A 19,340-nucleotide genomic window follows, 5' to 3' on the forward strand; every position below is an offset into this window, starting at 1 on the left:
TATTTGAAATGATTAACATTTGTATTAGTTTGCTACCTATTACACAATCTTTATACATTATATAGATGTTATTCCCTTTTGTCTAACTCATTTTCATTATTTTTAAAAATTTGTGGTTAAGCTCTTTTTCACGAAATTTACAGAAAGAAAACGGTTTAAAGATTACACTAGTTATTTGACGAAAACGGTTGACTTATGGCTGATTTTCATTAGAATGTATAATGAATCACAAAGAATATTGTGTACTAAAAAAGGAAACGGTGGGAGTAAAATGAAGAAAAAACGTTTTATTACTGGATTTGCTGTATTAGCTTTTTCAGCTTTAATGTTAGGTGCTTGTGGTGCGGATGATAACGGAAGCTCTAACAGCTCAACAGAAGCTTCAACTGCTAAGACATCAGAAACAAAAACAACTGAAAGCTCAGCACAAATCGTTGCTGGCGGCGAGTTACAAGATGGTACTTATAAATTAGAAGAAAAAAATTACTCTAACGGTTATCGTGCAGTCTTCGAAATGGTTGTCAAAGATGGCAAAATCACTGAATCTAAATATGACAACATCAACGAAAATGGCGAGTCTAAAACCAAAGATACAGAATACAACAAAAACATGGAAGCAAAAGCTGGTACTAGCCCAGAAAAATTCATTCCACAATTGAATGAACAATTAGTCGAAGCACAAAGCGCAAGTGGAGTTGAAGTTGTTACTGGTGCAACTCATTCTTCAGAAAGTTTCCAAAACTATGCACAACAATTGATCCAAGCTGCTCAAGCTGGTAATACTGATACAATTGAAATCAATAACGGTGCAGATCTTCAAGATGGCACATACAAATTAGAAGAGAAAAACTATTCTAATGGTTACCGTGTCCAATTTGAAATGACAGTCGCTGATGGTAAAGTATCTGAATCTAAATTTGACTATGTCGACAAAGACGGCAACTCAAAACAAGACGATGCAGACTACAACAAAAATATGAAAGCAAAAAGTGGTACTTCTCCAGAGACATACATCCCTGAATTGAACGATGAACTTGTCAAAGCGATGGGCGAAGAAGATGGTTCACCTGCAGATGTTGAAGTTGTCACTGGTGCGACTCACAGCTCACATTCATTTGTAATGTATGCACAACAATTAGTGAATGCTGCTGAAAAAGGCGACACTCAAACCATTCAAGTTGACAATATCGTAACAAAATAAATTTTCTATAATTATCCGTGGAAGAGACGATTGCACAAGTTGTTTCTTTGAGATCCAAGCCGAGATGTCCAAAATTTTTCTTTGAAAAATTTTTGTGATGTTTCGGCTTATTTCTCAAAGTACACTTTTTGATTTCTCAGCAACCGTCCCTTCCACTAATGAAATGAGGAAACACATGTTAAAGAAACGATTACTCTCTTTCGTAGCCTTTTTAAGTTTGTTCACGTTAGCAGCTTGCAGCACAGCGACGAAACAAACGACCTCTGAGAGCAAAACGACCACCAAAATTTTACAAGAACCTTATTCTGATGAACAGTTCTTATTAGGCACTTATGTTCGGATTCGAATCTATGATGAAGGCAAAGAAGCAGCATTAAAACCGGCCTTTGCTCGGGTCAAAGAACTAGGTGATAAAATCACGATCAATCAGGAGGGTTCCGAAATCGACGCAGTGAACCAACAAGCGGGTATCAAGCCAGTAAAGGTTTCTGATGATATCTACACGTTACTAAAACGTGCTTATGAATATAGTCAAGATTCACAAGGTGGTTTTGACATGGCAATCGGTGCTATTACTCAATTATGGCGTATTGGGTTTGACGATGCGAGAAAACCGGCCCAAGAAGAAATCGATCAAGCATTAAAGCTGGTTGATTACCATAAAATTGAGCTGAACGATAAAGACAAAACTGTTTATCTGAAAGAAAAAGGCATGATCATCGATCTTGGAGCCATTGCTAAAGGCTATATCACAGATGAAGTTGTCAAAGTGTTAAAACAGCAAGGTGTAACGACTGCTATCGTTGACTTAGGTGGAAATGTCTATGTTTTAGGTCATAGCCCACGTGGTGAAGATCAAGACTGGACAGTTGGTATCCAAGATCCGAATCTAGCACGTGGTTCTGTTTTGGGGACGATCAAAGAACGGAACAAAACATTAGTGACTTCTGGCATCTATGAGCGTTATTTAGAAGTAGATGGTAAAAAATATCATCATCTATTTGATCCAGATACTGGTTATCCTTTTGATAATGATATTGCTAGTGTTACAATCATCACAGATAAATCAATTGATGGTGATGGCTTGTCGACAGCTGTCTTCTCAATGGGTGTGAAAAAAGGATTGGAATACGTCGAAAGTGAACTGAATGACGGAACGGAAGCCATTTTTGTTACCAAAGAAAACAAAGTATACGTGACCGATCCGATCAAAGATACTTTCGTTTTGGACAAAGATTCTAAATATACGATGGGCGATCGTTCTGAATTGAAATAAGGAGTATGAACTATGACACTAAAGATCTTTTTAGAAGTAGTAGAACTACGAACAAAGGTGGCTAGTGTATTTCCTTTTGCGATAGGGGTTTTATTCTCTATCGCTTTTTTTCATGAAATACATTGGCTTAATACAGGGTTGTTTTTTATTGGTATGTTGGTTTTTGATTTAGCAACTACCGCAATCAACAACTATATGGACTACCAAAAAGCCCATTCGAAAACTTATAAATATCAAGAAAACGTAATTGGACGAACTGGCATCTCACCAAAACTGATCCAAAAAATGATCCTAGGAATGATTTTCTTTGTCTTACTGATTGGTGTAATCCTAACCGCTAGAACTGGGATTTTATTATTATTGATGGGCGCTACTTGTTGCTTCATTGGCATTTTTTATACCTTTGGGCCCATTCCCTTATCACGAATGCCTTTAGGGGAAATTTTCAGCGGTGTAACAATGGGGTTGGGAATTTTTGCCATGGTCATTTACATCAATACTTACAGTACGAAAGTATTTGATCTGATTCTTTCTTTTCAGACAGGAACCTTCCGTTTAGAAGGAAACATTTGGAGTATCCTGACGATCATCCTAGCTTCACTCCCCTTGGTTTTTACGATTGCCAATATCATGTTAGCTAATAACCTACGGGACTTAGAAAGAGATATCGAAAATCATCGCTATACTTTAGTTTTTTATATTGGGCGTCCCATTGGACAATTGTTGTTCCAGTTATTGATGTATGCTTGTTATCTGGTCGTCTTGATTGGACTATTGAGCCATGTCTACCAGTGGCCAATCTTGTTGACTTTTCTCACATTACCAACGATCTATCGTAACTTGCAACAATTCAAACAATCCTTGCCTCACCCCATCAGTTTTAGCTATGCCATCAAAAATATGATCTTGTTCAACAGTAGTTATGCATTGGGCTTACTTTGCAGTATTCTGTTGTCTTATGTTTAGAGATCCATTGATTTTTCAAATAAAAATAAGACCCATGAAGTCAATGAAAAGCTGTGACTTCATGGGTTAATTTTAAGTTATCTTAGAATGCTAATCTTTTACCTTACAGGTGCTTGCAAAAGCTGTCCCTGTAAACCTTTCGTTAGTGTATTGCCGCCGATTGTTCGTTGGTTTTCTGCAGTTAGTCTTGCAGCCTTTGGTATTGCATGTTTCGTAAGATCAGTAAGCTTACTTAGTTCTCCTTTACGAGACATGGTATTACCGACGTCAAGTGCGTTCACTCTCTTTTTAGCATTTTGAGCCTGTATCTTTGCATCTATTAAATTAGTTTTATACTTTACTCTTGCAACTGGATCAATCGAACTCTTGAATTTGATATGACTATTGACTCGATCTTCAATTACCTTAGTATCATCTCTAGTTATGAGGTCTTCTAATGCTAACTTATTAAATGTTTTTAGTGGTCGTTGGAGCAATTCTCTTTGCCTAGCTTCTGGCGTAATACCTCTCACTTTATCAATTATTCGCCCAAGCCAGCCTCTTTTTTTCGGACCGTTTAATTTAAGTAATGGTGAGTTTTGTTTTTCCAGTGCCTTTACTACCTCTGGATTCCCTGCACATAGTTGCGTAACGAAAGCTCTCTGATTAGTTGTATCTTTTAGAGTGGCTTGATAAACTTTTCTTGCATTTGGATCAATCGAACCCAAGAATCTGTTCTCACTTAGGACTTTATCGCGAATGACCTCATGATCATTCATGAGTGGTTTTAATAGGTTCTTATCAAATTTATGAAGTGGTTGTTGGAGTAGTTTATTCTTCCTATCTTCTGGGGTGATCCCTCTCCATTTATCAATCGTTCGTCCAATCAAACCTCTCTTTTCCGGTTCGATTAATTTAGCTAGTTTAGGATCTGCTTTTATTATTTTTTCTATTTCACTACCGTTTTTTCCTTCACATAGTTGAGTAAGAAAAGCTCGTTGTTGATTCTCTTTCCGTTTATTCCATAATTTTTTCCCAGCTCGACCTACGCGTATTAGCGTTCTTCCAATAAAAAGTGTCGCAGTAACAGCCCATCCTGGCATCTTTTTAAAGAGTCTTTCGGTATAATCTAGCTCTCTTTCCGTTCCCGGTTCCATCATATATTTTCACCTCCTTCTTATTTTTCATCTGAATCAGACATTCTTTTTCGTTGCTTCTTCACGTGTGGTCCCATCTTGAGTGGGAGATACCGCTTCGTATTCTTTCTCGTATATCGTAATCCAATTAAATGAACCAGGGTCGCCTCTTAGGGCATATTTCGAGCCTTTTTCTCCAATAGAGAAAGAAACTTCTTCTTTTCTACCGTTATCGTCGATTTTCGTGATGACAAATACTGCACCGTCTTGATCTGGGTTGACGGTGACCACACGATAATCATAAGTGAGCTCATTGACCGTTTTGTCTTCTTCGATTTTTTTCTGGATTAACTTACCGTCTTTAAATTCTAATGTAAATGCTCGATCGGTATTCGTATTTTCCCATGCGCCTTGTTGTAAGACGTCTAACCAAGCTTGTGAAATCACTTGTTGTGCTGCTTCTGCTTGTTCGGTGATTTCTTCTTCCATTTTGACTTTAACTTCTTCATTTGGATAGAAGTAGATTTCTTCTTTATCTTCTTTTAAATAAAAGATTGTACTTCCCATACGTGATTGTAATTTGAGTTTTTTCATGGTTCCTTCTTTGTCTTCTAGCACTAAATACCCGTTATCGACTAAGTAATATTTACCAGCTGCTAGCCAAGAAGAAGCACGATAGGTCCCGTCGGTTTTTAATTCTAGTACCATTTCGTCACTTCGATTGGAGTACCATTTACCACTATAAGTAGTGGCACTGTATTCTCCTAGTCGTTCCTTACTTTCCGCTGTTTCTTCTGTCTGACCTTTTTTGTTCGTCTCTTCCTGATTGGCTGTGTTTGAGAACAATGAATAGCTTGTCAAACCCAAGACCACAACGAAAAAAACTGTTACCCCTATTAAAAAATTTCTGCCTGTTTTGGTTTCTAAAAAATTTTTGATCATATTTTTTCCTAAAAATAAAGATTTTCGTTATTTTTAGGAATTACTCACCACCTTTACTTTTCACGAATTGACTGATGAATCATTAACTAGCTAGTCGAAAGATTAAGGCACCCCATATCCAGAGATTGCTGAATGATCGAGTGTATAGGTTCTTCTTCGAACCATATTTTCTGAATTACCTTCAATTACTTGAATCGTATTTCCACCTGTAAATTCGACGATCCCCACCTGGTCTTTCCCCGTTTTATTACCTTTCCAATCAAAGAAAATCAAATCCCCTGGTTGCGGGATATAGCCTATATCAGTGGCTTTGAATTTATTATTCTTTTTGTACCAATTGAACATATCTAACGGTCTTACAGTATTCGGTACACGACCTTGACTGAGATACCCTGCTTGTTCTGCTACCCAAGTAACAAAGATCGCAGACCATTCCATTCGGCTCTCATAGCCAGCCCACTCCCAATATTTATTGCCATTTAACGTACCGATTTCTTTAGTTGCTACCTCTACCAACTTTCCAGTAGAGTTTGAGAGGTTGTAAGAAATTAAGCGTGCATAGAACATATCACCAAATGCGTAACGCCAGTTATAGCCAAGATCTAAAGCCACGCCCTTATTATAAGAAACAACTTCCCCATTACTTCTTTCTTGCGCATAAGCTTTGCTATGCTCAAATGTATATTTACTATCTGTACGGATCAACTCGTCCAAATAGTCTTCCCCATAATTGTAAGCTTGGATCGCTGCTAAGTTACCTAATTGATACATTTGTGCTTTTCTTATTAAATTTGCAAAATAAGCTACACCTAATTCAATTGACTTTTCTGGGTTGATCGTTTGATTCAAATTTTGTGCTTTAGCAATTCCCATAATATCCGGAACGGTTTCACCATCCCCACCACTTTCTACCCAGATTATGGATAGTATGACATTGGTAAATGATTCAATGTTCTGTTTTTTTGCTTCTGTTACTACTTTTTCTCGCCATTGAACCACTTTTTCAGGTGGATAAATAAGCTCACCTTGCGATTGTTCTCGATCATACTGACTTAATTTCGTACGATTTCCATAAACCAAATTTTCAATAAAAATTGTCGGATTGATTTCTGGATTGCGGTAGAGGAAGATTCGTTTTTCTTTCATGATCATCAATAAATTACCGTCAAATTTGTCACTTGTGTAACCAATCAAATCTCCGCTTTCTAAAGAAGCTCCTTCACGTATGATCGGCGTCACATTAATATAATAAGCTTGGTATTTCCCTGTTTCCGTTTTGATACTTGTTGTCGTTTGCTTTTTCCCATTTAGATCTCGAGCCGTACGCGTACTGATCTCTGTTACCTTCTCGTTTGATGTGGCATAGACAGGCGTTTGTGGTTTCGCATCAATGATTATTTCATCATTCATATTGGCATCGTCCCGACCGCGATAACCATAATTACCAATAACAGAAGCATACGAAACTTTCCCTAAAGGATTATCCATAAAAATCTTATCCTGAAAACGATCGATTTCTAACACAGGATAATATTTATCGATTTCATCTTGTGAGAATGCTGAGATCGTTCCTATCACTTTATTGTTTGAATAGAGTTCGATTTGAGGATCTAAATCAAGAAATTCAGCAATCGTTTGTACTTTGACATTCAGCGTGACGCTGTCTTTGTCTTTTTCTTCTTTGTCTTCTTCTTCTTTGTCTTTGTCTTTGTCTTTAACTTTTTCTTCTGTATCTTTATCTTCTTCATATTCGACTTTGTATGTAAAAGTGCCATCATGGATTGCGCGAAGTTCATCTTCTACTTTTGCAATCTTAACTGGCTCTTCCTCCATTGGTGAATACTTATCTTTAAACTGGGCATAAAAAGACATATATAATGGAGGACTCATGGATGTTTGGTCTTTTAGTCGTTTCAGATAATTAGGAAGCGCACTATTTTTAATATTATAATTTTCATATTTGGCATTTAAGTAATAGATATAGTTATCCCCATTTGAAGCAAACGAAAATTGTTCCGGATCGGCAACCATTCCATTCACTTCAAAATAAACTTCATCATGTTCTTCAACTAATTGATTGTAACGATTATAAACATCTCTATTTTTAGAGGCATCCAAATAGGAAATATACTCAAATGCTTCAGCGATCGCCATATCTTCTGTTTTCAATGTGAACAAGGCGACAATAAAAGTCCAAATCGCTAAAACGACCGAGATTACCACGAGAATGATCGCCAGTATAACGATAACTATCGCGATGATCAATAGCGCCTTGATTGTAATCACTAAAAAAATCAGCGTAATGAGGATCCCGATAATCGTTAAATCTCCCTTTTCATCTCGCCCACCAAGCATTTTCATAGCCGCTTCTTTTGCTTGCCCTTTTGGTGACAGCTTTTGAGCCATATCTAAAAATTTTGACGCTGATTTTTTTTTACCTAGAAATTTCTTGAAGAACCCACCCTTTTTGCCGACGCCTTTTGTAGGATTTACATAGACAACTTTCGTGTTTTTACCCTTACCAAAAATATTGTACCATTTTTTTTTGGTGGATTTCACTGAATCTTGAGGTGCAAATCCTTTTTGATCTTTGTAAGCAGTGTAGCTGTAAGGGGTACTATCCTTAGAAGAACGAGCAACCAAATTGCCTTTTTTTGTTTCTTCTGCTACTTTTTTTAACTGTTCTTTTTTTAGCTGTTTCTTTTGCACATTCACTTTTGGTTGATCTGTCGACTGTTTTGTTCCCTGGATGTTATTCTGACTTTTTGAATCAGATCGTAATTCCTGTCGCACTTTTTTTTGATCATTTTTGCGTTTTAGGCCTAAAACTTTACGGAACCTATTTTTAGCTAATACGACGGTTTTATTACCAAATTCTTCAACGTCTCGTTTTATTTTTGAAATTTGTTTCTTAGTCAGTTTAATCTTTTGTTTCCCTTGTTTAATGACTCTTTTTAAACGAGATTTTTTTTTAATGATTGGTAGTTTATCATTTTTATGGACGATTATCGTTACTTTAATTGTCTGATTGTTTTTAAGGATCGCTTTTGTTAGTTCTGAACTTTTTTTTTGGTCTTTAATGAGACCTTTGGTTTTTTCTAATCCTGTGCTGATAATACTATTTTGTGATTCCTGCTGTTCGTTATTGGGTTCATTCAAATCGGGCACTGTGACGTATCCTTTCTGATTCCATTTTCGTTTTAGTCTTCACCAGGTTTGGTTGACATCATCTTATACAACTGCGTATCTTTCGGAAAATGATCATAAAAAGGTAAAGTTGTATCGCCAAATACCATCAGTCCATAACCTTCTGGTGAATTCACAACAAATTTTTCTTGTTCTTCTGAGATATCAAATAACCGGACTAATTGTGAACGGTCAGATTTTGCTTGATTGAGCATCATGACGAAATCACTATTTGAAAGCATCCGCCGTGCAAGGTCCGAAAGTAAAAGTGTCTCCACATTCTGTGTAATCCCAGTTGGAATTGCCCCCCACTTTCTGGCACGACTCCATAATTCAAAGAAATAATTTTCAGAATACTCATTTGTAAACAGTAATTGCATTTCGTCGATATACAACCAGGTCCGAACGCCTCTTTCCCGGTTGGTGGTGATCCGATTCCAGACTTGGTCCAACACGATCAACATCCCCATTGTTTTAAGCTGTTTCCCTAAATCTTTGATATCATAGACAACGAGCCGTTTGGTAATATCGACATTTGTTTCAGAGGAGAATACTGACAAACTTCCTTCGATATAAATTTCCAAGTCCGTCCTCAATTGGTGCGCTTCTTCTTCCTCTTGCTCTTGTAAGATGTGGTAGAAATCTACAAAAGTTGGCATCCGATCGCTAACTGTTTCATACGTTCGACGACATACACGGTCGATCAACGTTTTCTGGGTAGAGGTTAGCCCCAATGCACCGCCAATAATCAAGTCGAACAATGAAATCAAAAACTCCGACTTTAAAACAACCGGGTCACTGTCATCTCCATAGTTTTCGTTGATATCCATTGGATTGATCGTGGTAGCGGAATCACTAGCGATCTTGATAATCTCACCATTGAAATTTTTACCGATAACGGAATACTCACGTTCAGGATCAATGATGATGACTTCATCTTCGGCATCACGCAATAGTACATTTACGATCTCACGCTTCACCGAGAAACTTTTACCAGAACCAGGAGTTCCTAGAACAAATCCATTGGGTGCTTTTAATAATTTCCGGTCAAGAGATAAAATATTCTTTGAAATAGCATTTACGCCATAATATTTCCCATTTTCTTGAATTAGATCTGAAATAGTAAACGGCACAAATATCGCAGTGCTGGCAGTCGTTAGTGTTCGATCCAATGGCAATATATTATTTCCTAAAGGTAAGGTTGCGTTCAGCCCAGCCTCTTGCATAAATTCTAACTCGATGATCTTAAATCCAAATTGTCGACCAATAGAAGATACCTCGTCATGTACTTCTGTTAATTTTTCAACTGTTGGGGCATGGAAATGGATACTTCCAGTCATCGAATAAAGCTTTTGACCCTTGTTCTGTAAATCATCAACTAAATTTTTCGCTTCTGTTAACGAATAAGTCAAATCATAGGAAAGCATTTCAAAATCGTAGCCATTTTGTAGGGCTTTTTTCTGTTCATCCACTTTTTGTTGTTCCATAAAAGCTAATTTGGTCTTCACTAAGTCAAATGCTTCATCTTGTTCAAGTGGCTTAATATGTAATGTAATCACCAACTCTTGAGGGATTTCTAACAGTTCAAAAATAAAGGTATCTGCTAGTTCCGATGGATATTCTTGCAAATAAACGGTTTTGGCATAATGATCATCCATTTTCAAGTAGTTTTTGTTTTGTTTCAGTTCAATCACTTCTGGTAGGATATCCTCAATCTCTGGTTCTTCCTTATCGCTTTTTGTTAATAAGATATCAGACAAAATTGTCAACATCTGTTTTTTCTCAAGACGGTTGATCCCACTACCTAATCGACTCGCAAACATTGCAAAGCGATCTACAACCATTTCCAGCTCTTTATGAGCAAGTTTTTCTGTTTGATGTTGCTGGATGAAGGTAAACAAAATCCGTTTCTTATAGCCATTTTTTTCTTCATCCAGTTTTCTGGAAATAACATCATTCATTTCTACGCGATAAGGGTCTAAAAAATCATTCTTTTCTTGGTAGTAAAGAATTGATTGCAATTCACTCAACGGTCGTTTCTTTTTGTAGACAGTTAACTGTAGCTGGGTTTTACTACTTAAAGAATTAAGGAAATCACAATATTGCGAGAAAATCTCAATCTGATTCTCTTCTGATGAAAGCTGATAGTTGATATCTTCTAATTCGACTGTGATGGAGTACGTATTATCATCCAGTTGACAAACACCGCTGGGAAAAATTGTTTTAAAGTAAAAAGTATCGCGCAAAAAATCCACATCTTGTGGATTTTTTTTCTGTTGTTTCTTTATATTTTTAGAAGTCTTCTTTAAATTTTTATGATTATTCTTTATTTTTGACTTTAATTTCATCATCGTTCTTGTCCGCCTAATTCTTTACTTTCTGACATATCTTGTTGACCATCATTCTTTTTTCGTTTCTTTTTTCTAGTTCCTGTCGAAATATGGTATTTAAAAAATTGCTTAACATAAACTTCAAATGATAAGCCATTTCGTTTGAACCATCCAAAAGACACGATTGGAATAGAGGCAATGATCATCAACCAACTGATGATTTCGATTGGCATTTTTAACCATGCAATGAATATCAGTGCGATCGCGACATTTACCCCGCCAGCAATACAAAGACACAATAATTGTTTTAGATTCATTCCTGCTATTACTTTTTCTTTGTATTCTTTGATATCTTTTGGAACTTTTACTTCTATTGCCATATCTCCCCTCCTTATGATGCAGATATTAGTGTTTTGGCCCATCCTTTAGTTTTATTGATAGCTAGTAAGATTCCAATCATATAGATCGTTAATCCTAAAATAATCCCAAACATATGGGTGCCAACGTCTTCCATTATTCTCATGAATAGCATTGGATATGTAACTAAAACCAGGGCGATAAAGGTTGACTGCAACCCCGTAGCGGCAAAATTTTTAAAGAAGCCTTTGGTCATAGCAGAAAATTCTTGGCTTGGTAGAGCCCCCATCGGAATTGGTGCCATCGCGCTAAAAATATAAAGCTCCATAAATCGTAAATAAATTGTTACCTGAATCAACGTCCGTACAACAAGTGACACTAAAAATAGAATGAACATAATTAATAGCACAGCGATTTGTGACCAGAAATCTAGATCATTTACCGCCTGTTCTACTCTTGCTGCTACATTCGCTACAGTTTTTTCGTCACCTACTTGTAAAATTTTATACGTCAAATTAGAAGTAATCACTATGATTCCGTCTAACAAAACTTGGATTTTTAAAATAACCACATAACAAATCGCAAATTTAATAAATGATTTGATGATCATTTCAAACCCAAGCATTGGTGCTCCTCCAGCTCCCTCAACCTTAAGTGAAATTTTTTGAAATTCCAAAAGAATAAAGATGGCTAAAATAGACAATGAAAGCGGAATAACAACTAGTTCCTGTAAATCTACTACTAATTTATATGCATCATACATGTATCCTGATAGATTCTTACTCAGAGTGTATTTTAAATCATCTCCATTCAAATAAAACATGATTTGATTAAAGAGCCACATTATCGCTGATGTCATAAATTAAATCCTGCTTTCAGTGTATTATTGTAAAAGTGAAGAGAAATCAAATTGAGTTGCGAACCAGCCTGCAGCAACTAAAATCAATCCACCACCGACAATTTGCCAAATTCCTTGCTGTAATTGCGGACCATTTTTATCTTTTAATGCACCAGCTAAAATGACCGTTCCCCAAATTAGCCAAAGACCTCCACCTACTAAAGTGAAGTTTGATACTAAACTAAAAACTTTTTCTAATAAAGCTGCATCTTTCATTTAAACATTTCCCCTTTTTTGAGTTATTTATTATTTGTTACTACTTTTAGTATATGGTAATTTTTCAACCGATGTTTGCCAGTTATTTCTAAGTTGAGAAATTTTAGAAACTCCCTCTCTCAAATTTTATAATTGACTAATTTAGTCAATATATGTAAGAGGTCTTTATCAAAAAGCAGACTAGCTGAGAAGAATAGTTACTCTAAAAAATTTTAAAATTCGTTATTTTGGACACAATAAATTGATTCATCTATAAAACTTGGAACATCTATCCATTTTTTTCAAACAAATGCACAGCGCTTAAGAATTGATTCCTGAAAATAAGTCAAAAAATCAAAAATGCTCAAAATAACAAGAAGTCAATTTTGGATTTCCCATGATTTTCGAGTGCCAGACAGTCCTTATATCATCTTCTACTAGTTTCACTCAGCATCATTGACAAGGATTAAATTCCTATTACATATGTATGTTACGTAGTGGAAGGTGTAGAGAGATTACGTTCATACATATATGAGTCTGTCACATCCCCTAATTTTTTATAGTTTTTATGTTTGACAATGTCATATTTTTCAGACAGGAAAGGATTTGCTCCACGTATTTTTAAAATACATTGTTGCCCTTTCAAACTGGCTACTTCATCGGGGTCCATCAAATTACGCCCCAACTTTTGGAAACTTTCATTGAATGATCCATTTGAGCCTTTAGTGACACTGATATTTCTTTGTTCGATCGTTTCTTTACCTAAAAGTTTAGAAATATATTCATGCGTACTTTGTTCCATCCCACCTAAATATAAAAAGACGTCACTCGTACCGATGATGGTTTCCCAAGTGTCTTTATACAACGTTTTTAACTGACTAATATTTTGTAAGATCACATTTGTTGAGATTTCTCGACTTCGAATAACCGAAATAACTTTCTCAAAATCCGGAATTTGACCAATATTGGCAAATTCATCTAGAATACAGCGAACATGACATGGTAAGCGTCCTTTATAAATATTATCTGCTTTGTAGACCAGCATATCAAAGAGCTGTTGGTACATCATACTGGCTAAGAAGTTAAAACTGGTATCTGTATCTGGCAGTAAGATGTACAAAATCGTTTTCCGATCCCCAATGGTGTCCAATTCTAATGTATCTTTAGAGACCAAGTCTTTGATACTAGGAATATCAAACGGAGACAACCTTACCCCTAAACTAACTAAAATACTCTTGGTCGTCTTATCCCCTGATAGTTTGAAAATTTTATATTGCGCAACCGCGAAGTTTGTTGGATCTTTCTCTTCTAACTCATTGAACAGCACGTCTAAAGGACTGACGAATCCAGGAACATTTTCGTCAATATCTGCTAGACGTACCAATTCAATCACATTTCCTAATGTGCGATCTTCTTCAACGACTTCTTGGATCAAATAGCTAAAAATTGCCATTAATAAAGCAGTCTCTGCCTTTTCCCAGAAATCATCGCCACCTTTTTTATCAGGATTTGAAGTGTTTTTAATCAAATTATTTACGATTTTTAGAATATCGTCTTCCGTTCTTATGTATTTAAATGGATTGTAGTGATGGGTGTCACGCCGATTGATCAAATCAAAGACTTTGATATTGTAACCCGCTTCCTCAAACATTTTTCCTGTTTCCATCAATAACAATCCTTTGGAATCACTGACGACATAGGAAGAATGCATTTGCATCAGATTCGGTTTTACATAAAATCGCGTCTTACCACTACCGGCTCCTCCAACCACAACGACATTTTTGTTACGGTTAAAATTATCTTTACCAGTAATTTTCATTCGTCCTGACAGGGATAAACTCTCTGTTTTAGTCAATATGATATTAAAACTCTTTTTCTTCGCCAAAAATGGTTTGATATCTCGAAATTTCCCCCATTTTGCACTTCCATATTCTTCATTTGGGCGTACTTTTTTTTCATCAAACGTTTTGTATAATACTAGTAATCCATAAGAAAGAACAAAAGCGAGCCCTCCCAGTAATGACTTTACGTTAAATGAGAATTGGAAGGAAAAACTAGCTATTTCATCAACTGCGTGAAGAAAAGATCTAGCTATTTTTTCCACAAATGTTACGGTTGTATTTTGATCAATCGTAAATAAAAAAAATGTACGATTCCCTATATACATTAATGTACTCACCACAACTACGTGGACTACCCATAAAACATATTGAGACTTTTTCAAGTGGTTGTTCATCCCTTTCGTTACTTAATTTGAATATAGCGTTTATGTGATATTATCACTAACGTCCGTAGCCCTCCGAGCGCTGGTGATCATTTTTACTGCTCACTGATGCTCGTCCACTAGATTGTTTTTCATTAGTTGGATTATTCAGCACTCTACTAACAGAATCCCTTAATCTTACTTTGTCAGTTTCTGTCTGTTTATTCAAAGTAGAAATGGAAGATATACTCGTCCGATTTAATTCTTGTTCTTTCGTTTTTTGGCTCGTCTGCGTTTTCTGTTTTTCAGCTGTTTGCTTTTCATTGTCTATCTGAGCCACTCGTGCTACTCGCGTATTAAAATCAGGGGTAAGAGAGTGGTGCTGTCCTAGTTCTTGCACTTTAGCTGAGCGTTCGGTAAATAACTGTTCACGCTTCGCATTTTCTCGATTAGCTAATCGATTTTGCAGGGGTTTCAATAAGTATTTATCAGCAACCCACACACCTAGCAACGTAAAAAGGGCAGGAACTGCTATAGCTGCTACTGAAGCAATAAGTGTACCAGAAATCGCTGGAAGAGCTGCGGTTAACAGTAAAGGTAAGCCGAAAGTAGCTAACCCAACAAATAGGGCGACTCCAATTAACGTTTTCACTTTATTTCTCCATAAACGTTTGGCGAAATTGGTTGTCGTCATCAATGCCGCATTTTTTACTCGAGTAGCAAACGGCAACCGCTGTCCGTTAGCATCCAACCCTTTTTTCAGATTTTGGTTTTCTTCTGATGAACGCTTTTCAGAATGGGCAATATCGAATGTTTCTTTTATTTTCTTTCCGATTGGAACAAAGGTTTTAGCGTTAAGATTACTTAATTTTTCCTTACCAAATTTATATGGTATAGCCACTACTTTACCGACTGGTTTTAAAGGTCGACCAATTGTTCTAGCTGTCGAGCGCACAGATTTTCCGATGGATTTAAAAGGTCTAGCAATTGTTTTTGATCCTTTTTCTAGCGCTGCCACTGTCTTAGGAAATCTTTCCTTAGCAAATCGCTGAACTCTCTTGGAAGTACGTGGAATGATTTTAGGTACGGCATTTACTAAACGTTGACCGACATAACTACCAATAATCACGCCTCTTAACCAGTTGACTACAGCGGATCCGTGTAATATTTGTGTGCCAGTAGGCATTAGCGGAAGAGCGCCAGCCATCGCACTAAAAAACGCCATCGGTGCAACCCACAGTGCTTGTCTTGCTAAAAACAAATAAAATGAAGGGCGGGTCAGCACCTGATACCATTTCTTTTTAAGATCTTTATAGGTAACTTCTTTTAACTCTTCGGCTTTTTCTTTCAACTCTGCCGTATCTTGCTTAACATTTTCGAGTTCCTTAGCTAGCCCCTGAGGATCCTTTGGTTGTATCTCTTCTAAAAATTCAGCTAATTTTTTTTCATCGCCAAGAATTGTCTTTAAACCTTCACATAGTGTTTTATTTTTAGTAAGATCGATTTCTATCTTAGATCTTGCTGCTTTAGACTTCTTCGATTGATCAAGGAAAAAATTATTGTACGGTCCATATTTTTTTAATTCTTCATCGTGCTTTATCTTTTGTTCGACAAACGCGACCTGAGATCGTAATCTTTCTACATATGCTAACTTTAGATCCTCAACCGAAACTGATTTTTTCACACTATCTGTTTCATCTAATGTACTGTTGACGTTTTCCGGCATAGAAGTTTGGTTCATGTCACCTTCTGATACTGAACGTAAATCTGAAGAATCCTTTGGTAGTGGAACTTGATTTGTAAGATTATTTATTTCTGAATCGCTATTGGGTGTAGACGGTTGGTTTAAGGAATCTCCTGGTGTTAGAACTTGGTTTGTAAAACTGCTTAATTCTGGAAATTTATTGAGTTCAGCAGTTTGAGTTGTAAATTCCTTTGATAAACTAACTTGACCATTAACATAACGCAATTTAACTCTTGGTATAAGAATTCGGTCAAATTGGTCAAAACTGTGACTTGGTATAGACTGTTCCGTCATTACTCCGGGAGCCGAATTTCTACGAACTAACTTGTCATGAGTCTTTAAATCTTGAGTTGTAGATAATGATGATAGTACACGTTCTGAATTGGTTAAATTCCGTAACTTTCCAATGTAACGCAATGGAATATCATTTTCAAACCTTTGAAATTTGTCAAATTGTGTATCATCAAATGGTTTTTTCTCTGGATCTAACTCAAAATCTGATAATTTTAAATGCCGTTCATGAAGACTGTCATCATACATGGGTGAAGATGTTTCTCGATCTTCTGAACGTAATGGAGATTCAGATGGCATAGTGAGTTCTGGTGCACTATTTCGGCGACCTTTATCTGTTTGTTCTCTATGTACTTCATGTAATGTGTGACTAACTGATCTAGATCTTGCTATTCTATTTGGTCTACGCTCCTCTTGTTGGCTAAGTCCATGAATAAAATTTGCTTTAGGACCTTTCCGGAGCACGAGGGAGTCTTTTTCTTCTATATTAAATTTATTGATTAGATTTTTCACATGGCCAGGGACAGGTCTATCATTTGCCGAATCCTTTTCTGATACACTATTTGCGAGACTATTAGTAGCTTGAATTTCAGGCTTAGCTTGCTTTCGCAAATCGTCTTCTGATCGATTGAAAGAATTATTCGTTTGCTGCTTGTTTCCTTGTGGTAGATTACTTCCATTTTTATTAGGTGTTTTTACTGATACTGTTTGGTCGGGTTTTGACTCTCCATTCTTTTCAAACGTCGAAACTATTTCTGATACATTACTTAGGCGATTGATAGATTTAGATTTAGTTTCAGGTTTTGCTTGATCTCGCAAAACGACTTCTGATCGATTGAAAGAATTATTCGTTTGCTGCTTATTTCCGTTTGGGTTAGACACTTCTTGTTGGTCTTGTTGGCTATGTCCTTGATTGAATTTTATTCTAGGACCTTTCTGAAGCTCGTGAGAGTCTTTTTTTTCGCTATTAAATTTATCGATTAGCCCTCGCACATCGCCACTGTAAGGTCTAGCATTTGCCGAATCCTTTTCTGATGCACCATTTGGGAGACTATTAGTAGCTTGAATTTCAGGCTTAGCTTGTTTTCGCAAAACGACTTCTGATTCATCGAGAGAATGATTCGTTTGCTGCTTATTTCCGTTTGGTTTAGACACTTCTTGTTGGTCTTGTTGGCTATGTCCTTGATTGAATTTTATTCTAGGACCTTTCTGAAGCTCGTGAGAGTCTTTTTTTTCGCTATTAAATTTATCGATTAGCCCTCGCACATCGCCACTGTAAGGTCTAGCATTTGCCGAATCCTTTTCTGATGCACCATTTGGGAGACTATTAGTAGCTTGAATTTCAGGCTTAGCTTGTTTTCGCAAAACGACTTCTGATTCATCGAGAGAATGATTCGTTTGCTGCTCGTTCTCTTTTGAGAGATTACTATTACTTAGGCGATTGATAGGTTCAGTTTCAGGTTTTACTTGATCTCGCAAATCGTCTTCTGATCGATTGAAAGAATTATTCGTTTGCTGCTTGTTTCCTTTTGATAGATTACTTCCATTTTTATTAGGTGTTTTTACTGATACTGTTTGGTCGGGTTTTGACTCTCCATTCTTTTCAAACGCTGCAACCCTTTCTGATACATTCATTTGGTCTTGATTTTGTTCTAATACACTCCCCCTATCCTGTCTTTTTTTCCTCCTTATAGTGGCTGTCTCTACGAGAACTTTTTTCGCCTTGTCTTTTCTGTTCTCTACTTCCTCCCTCGTAATATCAACTGCAGTAGCTTTTGCATACCTCTCTTCCAAAGTATCCGTTTTTATTATTTCAAAATTCTCAGTTCTCATGAATTCTTTAACAAGCTTCTTAATTTTATCAACAATCTTAGCGTCTGTTATTGTTTGATCTGTTATTGTTTGGTCTCTTACCTTATCTGACGCATTTGGCGGATCTAGCGTATTTGACGTATTTGACATCTCTTGCATCATTTTTTTATTTTTCTGACTAACATTATTTAATTCATTTAATTTTTTGTTACAATCTGCTACTTCGTTTCGTTTGTGCTGCTTAAGCCCAGTAAGTTTTTGTTTCGATTGACTGATCTCACTAGCTAATATTTCGGCCAGATCTTTATTCTCAAAGTACTTCGTTTTTTCATCTTTTGCGATGGCTCCAAGATAATCATTACTTTCATGACTATTATTAGATAAAAAAACGTCCTTTGTTTCTAATTCTTCTATTGTGGCCTTATCCCTTTCATGCTTTACGATCTTCGTTTCTTGTTCCTTTTCTAATACATTAATTTTTTGTTGAAGTTGCTCCCCGCTGATTTTTCCCTCGGCGTGTTCGATTCTTGCTTCATACTCAGTTTTTTCACTTTGTAATTCAAACACTTTACGATCCCCAGCCATCCGTCGAAGTACTTCAAATTTAAAGTCATCTAACATATCTTGCACTTTTAAAAGTGCAGTCTTTTCTCCATGATTCTCTTGGATTGACTTTTCACAAAGAGTAAAGACATTTTCTTTTTTGACAGAAAACGACGATGCTTCTTTGATAAACTCGGACTTTAAATTAGATTTATTTTGCCATTCACCGGTTTCATTCTCCAATATATTCTTTCTTACCAAGTAGTTCATTCCTCCTTCAT

Annotated in this window: 12 protein-coding genes; 3 read left to right on the top strand and 9 right to left on the bottom strand. The window is 36.4% G+C overall.

Annotation, left to right across the window (positions count from 1 at the left end; all coding sequences use genetic code 11):
* Nucleotides 1–271 precede the first annotated feature (271 nt).
* The 3 genes from pplA (at nt 272) to menA (ending at nt 3,443) form a co-directional block, all read left to right on the top strand.
* Entirely contained in the window at nt 272–1,201 is a 930-nt protein-coding gene (gene pplA / locus IGJ11_RS12940; RefSeq protein WP_010720695.1) for an extracellular electron transfer flavoprotein PplA, read from the top strand.
* 175 nt (nt 1,202–1,376) lie between these two features.
* Nucleotides 1,377–2,477: an FAD:protein FMN transferase gene (locus IGJ11_RS12945; protein ID WP_010720696.1), complete on the top strand. Its 1,101-nt coding sequence runs from the start codon at nt 1,377–1,379 to the stop codon at nt 2,475–2,477.
* Nucleotides 2,478–2,489: 12 nt separating this feature from the next.
* On the top strand, nt 2,490–3,443 hold the full coding sequence (gene menA / locus IGJ11_RS12950; RefSeq protein WP_010737221.1) for a 1,4-dihydroxy-2-naphthoate polyprenyltransferase: 954 nt from the start codon (nt 2,490–2,492) through the stop codon (nt 3,441–3,443).
* Between the two features lie 98 nt (nt 3,444–3,541).
* Here the strand turns inward: menA and IGJ11_RS12955 are convergent, their stop codons facing one another.
* The 9 genes from IGJ11_RS12955 to IGJ11_RS12995 all read right to left on the bottom strand — a co-directional run bounded on the left by IGJ11_RS12955 (nt 3,542) and on the right by IGJ11_RS12995 (nt 19,329).
* Entirely contained in the window at nt 3,542–4,582 is a 1,041-nt protein-coding gene (locus tag IGJ11_RS12955) for a hypothetical protein (RefSeq protein ID WP_242694129.1), read from the bottom strand.
* Nucleotides 4,583–4,615: 33 nt separating this feature from the next.
* Nucleotides 4,616–5,500: a hypothetical protein gene (locus tag IGJ11_RS12960; protein WP_207433498.1), complete on the bottom strand. Its 885-nt coding sequence runs from the start codon at nt 5,498–5,500 to the stop codon at nt 4,616–4,618.
* 102 nt (nt 5,501–5,602) lie between these two features.
* Nucleotides 5,603–8,668 (bottom strand): lysozyme family protein, encoded by a 3,066-nt coding sequence (locus IGJ11_RS12965; protein WP_251849743.1) that lies wholly within the window; start codon nt 8,666–8,668, stop codon nt 5,603–5,605.
* Nucleotides 8,669–8,700: 32 nt separating this feature from the next.
* Nucleotides 8,701–11,037: a VirB4-like conjugal transfer ATPase, CD1110 family gene (locus IGJ11_RS12970; RefSeq protein WP_053765982.1), complete on the bottom strand. Its 2,337-nt coding sequence runs from the start codon at nt 11,035–11,037 to the stop codon at nt 8,701–8,703.
* Nucleotides 11,034–11,396, bottom strand: a complete 363-nt coding sequence (locus IGJ11_RS12975; RefSeq protein WP_010737216.1) for a PrgI family protein — start codon at nt 11,394–11,396, stop codon at nt 11,034–11,036. The genes IGJ11_RS12970 and IGJ11_RS12975 overlap by 4 nt, the downstream gene beginning before the upstream one ends.
* Nucleotides 11,397–11,407: 11 nt before the next feature.
* On the bottom strand, nt 11,408–12,232 hold the full coding sequence (locus IGJ11_RS12980; RefSeq protein WP_010737215.1) for a hypothetical protein: 825 nt from the start codon (nt 12,230–12,232) through the stop codon (nt 11,408–11,410).
* 24 nt (nt 12,233–12,256) lie between these two features.
* A complete protein-coding gene (locus tag IGJ11_RS12985; RefSeq protein ID WP_010720705.1) occupies nt 12,257–12,487 on the bottom strand; it encodes a hypothetical protein in 231 nt (76 codons plus the stop codon).
* A 469-nt stretch (nt 12,488–12,956) separates the two neighbouring features.
* Complete coding sequence (locus IGJ11_RS12990) at nt 12,957–14,702, bottom strand: VirD4-like conjugal transfer protein, CD1115 family (RefSeq protein ID WP_370566299.1); 1,746 nt, start codon at nt 14,700–14,702, stop codon at nt 12,957–12,959.
* Nucleotides 14,703–14,748: 46 nt separating this feature from the next.
* Entirely contained in the window at nt 14,749–19,329 is a 4,581-nt protein-coding gene (locus tag IGJ11_RS12995) for a hypothetical protein (RefSeq protein WP_438772573.1), read from the bottom strand.
* Nucleotides 19,330–19,340 lie beyond the last annotated feature (11 nt).

Source organism: Enterococcus sp. DIV0691, from assembly GCF_051711145.1.
In the GTDB taxonomy this organism is placed as follows: Bacteria; Bacillota; Bacilli; order Lactobacillales; family Enterococcaceae; genus Enterococcus_B; species Enterococcus_B hirae.